Source organism: Chloroflexota bacterium, assembly GCA_020161265.1.
Taxonomy (GTDB): Bacteria; Chloroflexota; Chloroflexia; order Chloroflexales; family Herpetosiphonaceae; genus Herpetosiphon.
The window spans coordinates 366407-378334 of record JAIUOC010000005.1 but is presented as its reverse complement, the minus strand read 5'-3'; the positions used below and the strand labels follow the sequence as shown (position 1 = coordinate 378334).

The following is an 11928-nucleotide window of genomic DNA, read 5'->3' as shown; positions in this document are numbered from 1 at the left end:
CTATAGCCAAGAACTAACCAAACCACAGGGTTAATCAGGGCGAATGGCACTCAGCAATTAGAGCGATAGCAGCATCGATCTTCAGGCCGCTGAATATCTATAATTCGATTGTATAACAAAAAAAAGCCCTTCATCTATGAAGGGCTACAGCAACGATAAAAGTTTATGAGATTCTACGATAGATGGTTCCCCCTCGTCTCGCATGCGGGAGAGAGGGCTAGGGGTGAGGGTAATAACCTAACTGCCTAGTTCATCGTCATCGTCGCCATCGTCGCTATCGACATCATCGAGGCTCATTTCGTCAAGATCTTCTTCTTCTTCCTCACCCATTTCGTCAACTTCATCATCGTCATCGCCATCGAAATCGTAGCGCAACGAATAATCGCGAACATACGGGCGGAAAGCTCCCATATCGCCGCTAAGTTTGCCAGGGAAGGAGATTTTGGTGCGTTGTGATGGGTGTTGGAAGGTTTCACGAATCACGATCCGCACTTGGCCGTTTTCGATATGGGCGATCGCTGCGGCATATTTGTTGCCACCATCGATCAATTCAGCTAAGCGTTGGGCCAGTTTTGGCTCAATCCGCCCAATTAAAATCCCATCGCTGGTGTAGGCATTCAACAAGCGGCCTTCGTGGCGCAGCTCAACGATCTCGCCACTACCCAATTGGCTTACCAAACCGGGATTGGCGAGATTGGTCAGTGTGGTAATGCCAGTTTTGCCAGTTTCGCTGACAAACAAGCGCAAATCGACCAATTCGCGACTGCGTTGGTTGGTTTTGCCTTCGCTGCTCAATAATGGAGTCAGCTTATCGATATTGCGACGGGCAATAATATTGCTTGGGGCAAGTTTTAACGTCTTTTGATAGGTTTCAAGCGCTTCAGCATAACGATTTACTTCCTGCAAAGCCTTGCCTAAACGATTATAGGTTTCAGGATCTTCGGCCATTTCGATTGCTTTGCGGTTCAGTTCAATCGCCGATTCCCACTGATTGTTAGCAGCTTCGCTAATCGCTTGATCGATCAGGCGATTACGAATACGCATCTTATCATCTTGCTTGGACACTGGGTTCCTCCAGGCTTTAATCACACAGAACGGACGCAGCTCACACCGCATCCGCTCAAACTAATCCTAAAAACATCGATTTACTATACGTCGAACTTCAAGGCCACAATCAGGCCGATAAATCCAATAAAGTTATTGATCGAGTGCGCTAAAACCGCGCTCCATAGATTGTTGGTGTAGTGGTAAACCAAGGCCAAAATCGCCCCACCAAGAAAAATCGGAATCAACAGGGCAATATAACCAGTTGTAACCCCAAAGGCATGCGGCAGAGCAAACAGAATGCCACTGAGCACAACCCCCCAGGTAACCCCTAGTTTTTGGCGGATCGCCCGAAAAGCGTAGCCGCGAAAAAAGACTTCCTCTAAAAATGGCCCAATAATTACCACAAACAAGCCAAATATGCCAATTTGTAGATTACTAGCCTCTTTAAAAGGGCCGATCAACTGTGCTTGCTGATCGGGGCTGCTGTCTAAAGCTTTGCTAATCGCACCTGAAATAAAGTTGGTCACTAAGAAACTAATGCCTGCAATAAAGCCAAAACCCAAAGCAACCCCCAGTTTTTGGCGATTCAGGCCAAACCAAGCTAGGGGCAACTTGCGCAAGATATTGACCCGCAAGATGCTGGCTAAAGTAAACCCTAAACCTAAAGTTGGGGCGTTGAGCAAAATAAAGGTTGGGTCATTCAATAAGCCTTGGATTTGCTCCAAATCGCTTAATCCATTGGCCAGCATGTAAACCACCATGATGATCACTTGCAACAGTACTGCCAGCAAAAAACCAAAAATTAAATCAGGCAATACCCAGTAGGCCATTGGCGTGCGACTGTTGCCTTCCTCTGAGCCAGGAACCGCCGCACCAGTTGATGGCACCTGATAGCCATAATCTGCTGGATACCAACCAGGTTGGGCCATGGGTTGCTGCGGCTGCATGGGCGGAGCAACGGGCGGTTGCGGCACGCCACCAAGCGCCTTCAAAACGGCATCGTTGCGTTCACGTTGGGGATCATCATTGCCATAACTCATTTATGCACCTATTGCTAGCGTTTCACCGATCAGGTCGCCACCCAACCACCATGGGCGAGTTTCTGTGACGTGAATATTGACCACTTTGCCATACCAATCGCCTTCGGCCTCGAAAAAGACCAATTTATTATTGCGATCGCGGCCACGCCATTTGCCTTTGGTGAATTCCTCAACCAAAACTTCAACCTCATGCCCCAAGCATTCTTCGTTGCGCTCAGTGGCAATTTGTTCTTGCAGGCGCTCAAGCGCAATTCGCCGATATTGCTTTTCGCCATGTTCAACTGCCAAGGCTGGGTCAAGCTCCATATCGGCGGCTTTGGTGCCAGGGCGCGAGGAGTAGGCAGCAATATGCACTTTATCAAACCGAATATTGCCAACCATCTCCAAGGTGCGCTCAAACATCTCGCGAGTTTCACCTGGATGCCCAACAATGATATCAGTTGATAATGACACGTTGGGGATAATCTCACGAATCCGTTCGATCAATTTGGTATATTTGGCCACGGTATAGCCACGCTTCATCACCTTGAGCAATTGATCATCGCCTGCTTGAATTGGCAAGTTAATATCAGGCATAACTTTAGGCAAGCGGGCAATCGTATGCAACAATTTTTCGCTCATAAAGGCTGGGTGCGAGGTCAAAAAGCGTAAGCGCACTAAACCTGGAGTTTCATGCAAATATTCCAGCAAATCAGCAAGGTCAGGCCGCCCTGGCAAATCATGGCCATATGAATCGACAATTTGGCCCAGCAAGGTAATTTCTTTGGCTCCACGGGCACAAATTCGCCGCACTTCTTCAGCGATTTCTTCCATTGGACGCGAACGCTCTTTCCCACGGCGCAACGGAATCACACAATAAGCACACGACATATTGCAGCCATAATTAATTGGCACATGCACATTGACAGGCGGCACTTCCCAATCGGCCACCGGCAAAGCTGGTTCATCAAGCTGGTAAATTGGGTTAGGCGCTAAAGCCAAAACCTCATCAACTGCCGATGGCGAGACAAAATGGTCAACCATTGGCAATTTTTTCTTGAAGATTGATTGATTATTTGGGCCGACCATACAGCCCCATAACACAATTTTGGTATCAGGCCGCTCGCGCTTGATGCGTTGAATATCGGTGATTTTGCCGATAATCTTTTCTTCGGCATTGGCCCGCACTGAGCATGAATTTAATACAATAAAATCGGCATCTTCAGCTTGCTCAGCAGGAGTATAGCCTACTCCTTGCAGCGCCGATTCAAGTCGCTCTGAATCAGAGACGTTCATTTGGCAGCCAACTGTCCATACAAAATAGCGATTTCGTTCCATAACCCTATAGCCTTTATGTCGTTAATAGCAAAAGTCGCAGCATTATAGCCTATCAAGCAGGCCATCGCAACCGTCGCAAGCGTGAAATCAAGCCAATCGCGCCAACTATTGACGTGTTTGTATTGTGCCACGATTTTGCAACGAGACACAGAATTAGATATTAACGAATGCTCAGAATTCCAATCCGATATGCCCCATCATCCAGCTGGCCTTCAATTGCCAATTGCAAAGGCCGAACATAGCGATTGATCGCCGGAGCAACCAGTCGCAATTCATATTCGCCCGCTGGCAGATTGAATTGTTCAAATTGTTGGCGATGCTCGTAGGCTTGGGTTGGCAATAGTTGGCGTAAATCAAGGCTTGATTCGGCTTGCCAAACCACAGCCTGAGTAGCATCGCGTAATTGCCAAACTAACGGCCAGCGCTCATACATCGGGGCAACCCCAGCGTTGTGCCAGCTACTTTCGATCTGGAGCTGCTGGTTATCGATGGCGAGTTTGATCGTGGTTGGCGCATAGCGATAACCGGCTAATTTGCCTGCCAGCATAAAATTCTCAATATCAATGTTCGTCCAATTGCTGGCTTGCGCAGGACAATTAATTGGATCACGCCAGAAATCCCACGGACTTTCACGATAGGGCTGGGCAAAATTGCCGTTGCTCACATACGAAATATGATACGAAATGACTTGGGTTTGGGCTGCCAAAAACTGGCCGCTATAATCGCGCTCGCCATATTCGCCGATCATCTCGCTAAAAATCGGCGCTACTTTCCAACGCTCAGCCACCAACGGTCCAATTGCTTGGTCATCAACCTTAATATCACTTTGAATTAATTGATCGATATTGCGCATTTGTTCAGGCATGCCCAAGGCATCACGGGTAATGCTCCAATAGGGTTGTTTAGTCATGGCGTAGTAAAATACTGGATTATTGCTCAGCGGAATCGAAATCAGAAAATGCTGGCTAAGACGGGTATGCCAAGCATCAACCAGCCAGCGTGCCGTACTTTCGCTGGCCCACATTCCATGGCTTTTATCGGCGTTCCATGGCAAATAGCCCTCGCCATAACGGCCATAACTGCGCATCTGCACACCCAAAATCCGCTGATCGCCCGCAAATTCGGCTACAAAGGCTGCTAGCAAAGCTTCGAGGCGGGTTTGCACAAAAGGATGATTGTAATTTGGATACCAATCGCCTTCAAAGCTTGCGCCAAATTCGGGCTGTTGCAAATAATTTGGTAAAAACGGGTCATTATTGCTCGGCCCAGCACTTGCCCCCAAACCCAGCCAAACCCGCTGACCATTCTGCTCAGCCATATCGAGCAATTGATGAATTTCTCGCCAATCGTAGTCATTTTCGCTTGGCTCAAGTTCGGCCCATGTCCAGCGATCGTAGCGTTCACGATTCGAAATCAATTCGCTAGGGCAGATCATGGTTTGGCCACGCCATTGATACAGCCCGCGCCCAGGATTGGCCAACTCAGCCTGTTCCAGCGGGATAACCGTAGGGGTGAATGTTTGCCAAACAAGGCTATTTTGGGGCCGCAAAAGATACCATGCCAAGCTAAATCCTGCTACAATCAATAGCACAAACAACACTCTAAACCATCGCATTACCCAATCCTTTGTACCGATCGCGGTTGTCCCATCGTTGAAGCTGATCGATCACACTACCATTGTTATGAAGGGTTTCCATGCCAACCATTCTTGCTGTTGATGACGATACCACGGTTTGCGCCTTGATTCGCCATTTCTTGGGCGCTGATTATACAATTTTAATTGCCTCAAGCGTCGGCCAAGCGCTGCTGCTGCTTGAAACAAGCATCCCCGACCTGTTATTAATTGATGAATTGCTGCCCGATATGCGAGGCCATGAGTTTTGCCACAGCCTTGAGCACAACCCTCGCCTACGCCAGATTCCGCGCATTATGATGTCGGCCTCGACGCATTACATCGTGGCAGGCACGCCCAATGTGTTGATGTATATTCGTAAGCCGTTTCGCCGTGAACAATTGTTGATGGCGGTGAGCGATGTGCTCGGAGAGTAAAGAACATAGAGCAAAGAACATAGAACATAGTTGAAGCAGGGTTCAGGTCTCAGGGGCTAGGGATCAGAAGATTATTCGTGGCTAAAAAATCTTCGTGACCTTCGTGTTCTTCGCGGTTTCAAACCGTCGCGAATTATTATTAAAAATGCTGTGTTAGATCGACGATTAATCTAACACAGCAGCATGTGAATCGGCTTATTTGACGCGATATGGCTCGAAGCGATGGGCAAATTGGCGGGGCACTGCACCACGTAAGGTTGTGCCTTCAGCTCCAAATTCCTCGCTTTCGATCATCCCACGTTCATGCCAAAGCGCCACTAGCTCGTTGGCGCGATAGGGAATCATGACCTCAAATTTAACCATACGCTCCATCAACATCTGTTCAATCGCCGTTTGTAAGCGCTCAATTCCAATGTTTTGTTGGGCCGAAATCGCCACCCAGCGATCGATCGGCAGGCCCAATTCGGTGATCATGCGCACAATTTCGGTATCGCTGGGACTATCAATCTTGTCGATTTTGTTGAACACGGTCAGAATTGGTTTATCCTGAACTTTGAGTTCGCTGAGCGTATCGATCACGGTTTTAAATTGTTCTTCAACGTTAGCATGGGTCAGATCCAAAACGTGCAACAACACATCGGCTTCGGCAATTTCTTCCAAGGTTGCGCGGAAAGCTGCGACTAAGGCAGTTGGTAAGCGTTGAATAAACCCGACAGTATCAGTCATCAAGACTGCGCGACCGCCAGGCAAGGCCACTTTGCGCGTGGTTGGGTCAAGCGTGGCAAACAGCATATCGGCGGCCAGCACATCGGCTTGAGCCAAACGATTGAGCAAGGTTGATTTGCCAGCGTTGGTGTAGCCAACCACTGAGATAATTGGCAAGCCCGATTCTTGGCGGTTTTGGCGATACAACTCGCGATGGCGATGCACATCAGCCAATTGTTCTTTTAACAAGGCGATGCGTTTGCCAATAATCCGTTGGTCACTTTCGAGCTGGGTTTCACCAGGCCCGCGCAAACCAACCCCAACCCCCGAACCACCGCCACCGCCGCCAGATTGGCGCTCAAGGTGAGTCCAAGCGCGGCGCAAACGCGGTAACAGATAATCGTATTGCGCCAACTCCACCTGCAAGCTCCCTTCGCGGGTGCGAGCGTGTTGGGCAAAAATATCCAAAATCAAGGTTGTGCGATCGATCACTTTAACTTTGATTGCTTCTTCGAGGTTACGGGCTTGCGAAGGCGAAAGCTCCTCATCGAAAATCACCACATCATAGGGCGTTTCCGAACGCAAATCAGCGACTTCACGCACTTTACCTGGCCCGATATAGGTTTTAGGATTGGGATGATCAAGCTTTTGCGAAACTGTACCTACCACCTCAAGACCAGCGGTATCAGCCAGCAAGGCCAATTCATCAAGTGAATCGTCGATGTGCCAAGCTTCGCGATTGTTATAGATATCGCCCCCGACTAATAGGGCGCGTTCCTTGGGTTTGGCGGTGACATGCATCCGTTCACGGACAGAATTACTCATAGATCTCCTTAAATTTCGTGACCACAGCGTAGCTTACTACAAAACAACAAATCTGCTCTTTTACCATATCTTTATCATTTGGGTTCCGCCTTTCACCAAGGAATCGCTGTGGTTGCTCTTTGCTGATACTCTAGCATAGGTTTGGCCATGGCTCATCCCTCGCACGACTGATTTTGCTATGCGATAATGGCTCATGAATGATAAAAGTTACCCCAGACTTCTTTGACTGCACGGCTGGTATTTTTATGGCCAATATATGCTTGAAGTTGATTGAAAAATGCAACCCGCATCGGTTCATTCATGCGTAATAATTGAGCCATAATCCACTCGTAGATATCAATAAAGTGAAATAGCGTATCACGATATAGAATCTTACCAAGGTAGATTGATGTTTGAGGTGAATGTTCAAACAATGGTGCATCTTTTTTACGACATAACACCAATATTTCGATTGGCTCTAAAAATCGAAAAGTATATTTTTGTTGGTAGGCTTTAATCGCATTATAAGCCTCTCTAATCCGCTGATCATTAAATTTCTTCACTGTTATCTCATAAATTATCAGCATATCTTTGCTATTGATTTCGGTTATATCGCCAATTTTATTACTTGTGGTACTTGTAGTTGAAGCATGACTAAGATGTCCAAAAACAGAAATACTCGTCTCAAAAATTTCATGATAGCTTGATAATAAATAGCCGATAATTCTTTGTGGTGTATTACCAGCATCAGGTGTTTTCTCAATTAACGTTTTACAAATTGTATATAGATATTCGATATCAACATTTATTTCAAGCTGAACATAGCTAATTTGGACAATAATAGCCTCTTGGAGAAACCGATACAGCAAAAGCTTTATAAAATTATGAAGTGATTTTCCATCCATATTTTTTATTAATTGTACAAGCAACACTACTTGATTTGCAACAGCTTGTGGTTCACGTCGAGCAGCCCATTGCTCATTCAAGGCTTCTGCACCTTTCGCAACATTTAATGGGCCTGATTGGCGGCAAGGTATTGCATAGAGATCCAGTACATAATGAATTGCTTTTTCATACAATGGCCGTGGATGACATGCATAAAAATCAATCGAAGCATCAAATGTCGGATCAAGCCACGTTGCAACTGCGACAACTAAAACAACCTCACGAAATCCCCAAGCTCTAGTATTAAATAGGATTTCGATTTTTGATTGTAACTCTTCATCGGCAATAAATAAGCCTTGTTGAACCTCCGTAATAAATTCAATCAATCCTTTTATAATGTACTGTTCGCGTTGATCTGAGCTATTCATTCATTAAATCCCTTGTTAAATTAATGATCTGGTCTATTGAAATATCAAGAATTATTGATAAGGCAATAATAATGGCGATACTTGGATCTTTGCGCTGACCTGATTCAAGTCGTGAGATATATCCTTGAGATACATAAATACCATACGTTTGCAGGCAAATACATAGCCTGTGCTGGCTTAAACCCTTTGTAATTCGCTGTTCACGGATTCGGGGAGCAAACAGCGTTATAAAGCATTCATTCACGCGCAGTCTAGGCAATGCATCGAGTTTTGGGGTAATATTTGACATTATCTGCTCTGCTTGACAAACAAACGTTCTGCTGGTATGTTTCAAAAACTATACCTATCAGGCATAAATTAACATACTTTAGGTACTCTATGCAACTTCAAGCAATCGATCTCTTTGCTGGCGCTGGCGGTTTATCCTTAGGTTTGACAAGGGCAGGCTGGGATGTTGTTGCAGCTTGCGAGATCGATCAGTCAGCTGCTCAAACACATCATCTCAATTTCCCCAGTACAAAACTCTTTGGTGATGTAAGAGAAATAGATTTTCGTGCATTTAAAAACATTGATTTACTGGCAGGTGGCCCGCCATGCCAGCCTTTTTCGGTTGCAGGAAAACAATTAGCGGGATCTGATGGGCGTGATATGATTCCAGAGTTTATTCGGGCCATTACCGAAGCCCAGCCTAAAGCATTTTTGTTAGAAAATGTTCCAGGGCTTATTGCGGCTAAAAATGCTGATTATAGCCAGAAAATTATCAACCAACTCAATGATTTAGGTTATGACCTTTCTATAAAAAAGGTAAATGCTGCTGATTACGGTGTTGCGCAAAAACGCGAAAGAATCTTGTTTATTGGATTTAAAAAAAAGCTTGATTTTCAATTTCCGGCCCCAACTCATGGTATTTCAGCCCCAAATCCCTATATTAACTCAAGCACAGTATTAATTGATGTGCCAGATTGTGAACCAAACAAGGCAATTGTCACCTATGCCAAAAATCCTGTGCTTCGACCAAGCCCTTGGGCTGGAATGTTGGTAAATGGTCAAGGCCGCCCTATCAATCCAAATACCCCCAGTCAAACGATCCCTGCAACGGCTGGCGGCAATCGAACTCACATTCTCGACCCGCACGGTATTCTTTTAGCCTATCATCAGCACTTGATCCAAGGTGGTAAGCCCTATGTTGGCAAAGTTGAGGGAGTTCGACGGCTTAATATTCGCGAATCTGCGCGAATCCAATCTTTTCCCGATTCATTCGAGTTTTTAGGTTCCAAGTCAAGCCAATATGCTCAAATCGGTAACGCAGTCCCTCCCATTTTGGCCCAAGTTATTAGCGCAGCCATTAAACAATACTTTTAGCGAGTTAACCGAAGAGCCTAACGCAAGGAGGCGTAGCGATGACTGAACAAATTCATTATCGAACCTGCCCGCTCTGTGAGGCGATGTGTGGCTTGGCGATTACAGTCGCCGACAATGCAGTCAAGCAGATTCGGGGCGATCAGGCTGATCCGCTCAGTCGTGGGCATATTTGCCCCAAAGGTAGTGCCCTCGGCGATATTCATCACGACCCCGATCGCTTGCGCCAGCCGCTTCAACGCCGAGCTGACGGTTGGCATCAGATTGGTTGGGACGAGGCTTTTGATTATGCTGCTACCCAATTAAAACAACTTCAGGCTCGCTATGGCCCCGATGCAATTGCCATTTATCAGGGCAATCCTTCGGTGCATAATCTGGGCACGGCTTTAGGTGCTGGCGCATTTGTCCGCAGTTTGCGCACCAAAAATCGCTTCTCGGCTAGCTCGGTCGATCAATTGCCGCATCAGTTGGTGGTTTATCACATGTATGGTCATCAATTAATGTTGCCGGTTCCTGACTTAGATCGAACTCAATTTTTGTTGATTTTTGGGGCGAATCCAGCGGTTTCAAATGGTAGCATTATGAGTGCCCCCGATATTAAACGCCGTTTGAAAGCAATTCAGCAGCGCGGCGGCCAAATTGTGGTGTTTGACCCACGCCAAAGCGAAACAGCGCAATTAGCCGATCAACATTATTTTATTCAGCCTGGTAGCGATGGTTTGGTGCTGGCAGCGCTGATTCATACTATGCTCAAAGAAGGTTGGGCTAATCCTGATCGGCTAGCTGGCTTTACCAATGGGCTTGATCAGCTTGAATCGCTGTTCGAACGATTTAGCCCAGCGGCAGTCGCCGAGTCAACGGGAGTAGCTGCAGATACGATTTTGCAATTAGCCCACGATTTTGCCCATGCCAGCAGCGCTGTTTGCTATGGCCGAATTGGGGTTTCAGTCCAGCAGTTTGGCACGCTCAGCCAGTGGCTGATTCAGGTACTTAATATCATTACTGGCAACTTGGATCGTGAAGGCGGTTCGATGTTTACTACTCCAGCCTTCGATACCTTGCCCCTAGGTAGCAAAGGTAATGTTGGGCGTTGGCATACCCGCGTGCGCCAGCTGCCCGAATTTGCTGGTGAACTGCCCTCAGCTGCCTTGGCCGAAGAGATTTTAACCCCAGGCGAAGGCCAAATCCGTGGGTTAATCACCTCGGCAGGCAATCCAGTGCTTTCTACGCCCAATGGTCAACAGCTTGATCAAGCCTTGGCTGGGCTTGAATTTATGCTCTCGATTGATTTTTATTTGAATGAAACCACCCGCCATGCCCACCTGATTTTGCCACCAAGCTCGCCCTTAGAGCATGATCATTATGATGTGCTATTTCACAATTTGGCGATTCGTAACACTGCTAAATACAGCCCTGCGCTATTCGAGATCGATCAGGATGCTCGTCACGATTGGCAAATTTTCGGCGAATTAACCCAGCGCATGAGCGAAAAAGAGGGGCGCATTTTCCCACCAAAGGCCATGCTTGAGCGTGGGTTGCGCTCAGGGCCATATGCCATCCAACTTAGCGAATTAGCCCAACAAACACATGGCATCGATCTTGGGCCATTGCAACCACGCCTGCCAGAGCGGCTTTTCACCGAAGATAAACAGATTCAGCTTGTGCCACCAGCAATTGCCAACGATTTGGATCGACTAGCCGAATTGTTACAGCAAGCACCAACCAAGCAACTGCGCTTAATTAGCCGCCGACAACTGCGCAGCAATAATTCATGGATGCACAATAGCCAACGCTTGGTCAAAGGCGATGATCGTTGTACTCTGCAAATCCATCCGGCTGATGCAGCGCAACGCCAACTGAACCATGGTCAGCAAGTCAAACTTAGTTCACGAGTTGGCACAATCGAGGTTGCCCTGGAAGTCAGCGATTTGATGATGCCTGGGGTGGTCAGTTTGCCGCATGGCTGGGGGCATCGCTATCCTAATACCAAAATCCAAATCGCCCAAGCCCACGCTGGCAGCAGCATCAACGATTTAACCGATGATCAAGCAATCGATCCACTAAGTGGCAATGCCGCTTTGAATGGGATTATTGTCGAAGTTCAGGCCATTGGATAGGCATCAGGGGTTAGCTGTCAGGGGCTAGGGTTCAGATTACCAAAACCACGAAGAGCATGAATGGGCGAGGAATCAGGGATCAGGGGCTAGGGTTCAGGTTACCAAACCACGAAGGACACGAAGACTTCTACTTACAAGGCCTGAATCCCAACCCCTGATCCCTAGCCCCTAATCTCA

Annotated in this window: 10 protein-coding genes; 3 read left to right on the top strand and 7 right to left on the bottom strand. The window is 47.1% G+C overall.

What is annotated here, in order from left to right:
- Positions 1–237 precede the first annotated feature (237 nt).
- The 4 genes from LCH85_13630 to LCH85_13615 all read right to left on the bottom strand — a co-directional run bounded on the left by LCH85_13630 (position 238) and on the right by LCH85_13615 (position 5019).
- A complete protein-coding gene (locus tag LCH85_13630; protein ID MCA0353031.1) occupies positions 238–1044 on the bottom strand; it encodes a tetratricopeptide repeat protein in 807 nt (268 codons plus the stop codon).
- A 104-nt stretch (positions 1045–1148) separates the two neighbouring features.
- A complete protein-coding gene (locus tag LCH85_13625; protein ID MCA0353030.1) occupies positions 1149–2087 on the bottom strand; it encodes a CPBP family intramembrane metalloprotease in 939 nt (312 codons plus the stop codon).
- Positions 2088–3404, bottom strand: a complete 1317-nt coding sequence (gene miaB, locus LCH85_13620; GenBank protein ID MCA0353029.1) for a tRNA (N6-isopentenyl adenosine(37)-C2)-methylthiotransferase MiaB — start codon at positions 3402–3404, stop codon at positions 2088–2090.
- 160 nt (positions 3405–3564) lie between these two features.
- On the bottom strand, positions 3565–5019 hold the full coding sequence (locus tag LCH85_13615; GenBank protein MCA0353028.1) for a DUF4832 domain-containing protein: 1455 nt from the start codon (positions 5017–5019) through the stop codon (positions 3565–3567).
- 80 nt (positions 5020–5099) lie between these two features.
- Here LCH85_13615 and LCH85_13610 point away from each other — a divergent pair, with 80 nt between their 5' ends.
- Positions 5100–5453, top strand: coding sequence for a response regulator (locus LCH85_13610; protein ID MCA0353027.1), 354 nt, complete (start codon positions 5100–5102; stop codon positions 5451–5453).
- Between the two features lie 195 nt (positions 5454–5648).
- On the opposite strand, the gene hflX is transcribed toward LCH85_13610, so the two are convergent.
- The 3 genes from hflX to LCH85_13595 all read right to left on the bottom strand — a co-directional run bounded on the left by hflX (position 5649) and on the right by LCH85_13595 (position 8564).
- Positions 5649–6983, bottom strand: coding sequence for a GTPase HflX (gene hflX / locus LCH85_13605; protein ID MCA0353026.1), 1335 nt, complete (start codon positions 6981–6983; stop codon positions 5649–5651).
- A 191-nt stretch (positions 6984–7174) separates the two neighbouring features.
- Positions 7175–8275, bottom strand: coding sequence for a hypothetical protein (locus LCH85_13600; GenBank protein MCA0353025.1), 1101 nt, complete (start codon positions 8273–8275; stop codon positions 7175–7177).
- The gene (locus tag LCH85_13595) at positions 8268–8564 is read right to left on the bottom strand and encodes a helix-turn-helix domain-containing protein (protein MCA0353024.1); all 297 of its coding nucleotides are present in this window, start codon (positions 8562–8564) and stop codon (positions 8268–8270) included. The genes LCH85_13600 and LCH85_13595 overlap by 8 nt, the downstream gene beginning before the upstream one ends.
- An 89-nt stretch (positions 8565–8653) precedes the next feature.
- Between LCH85_13595 and LCH85_13590 the strand changes: the two genes are divergently transcribed.
- Together LCH85_13590 and LCH85_13585 are read left to right on the top strand one after the other, a co-directional pair.
- Complete coding sequence (locus LCH85_13590; protein ID MCA0353023.1) at positions 8654–9637, top strand: DNA cytosine methyltransferase; 984 nt, start codon at positions 8654–8656, stop codon at positions 9635–9637.
- Between the two features lie 38 nt (positions 9638–9675).
- On the top strand, positions 9676–11751 hold the full coding sequence (locus LCH85_13585) for a molybdopterin oxidoreductase family protein (GenBank protein MCA0353022.1): 2076 nt from the start codon (positions 9676–9678) through the stop codon (positions 11749–11751).
- Positions 11752–11928: the final 177 nt, after the last annotated feature.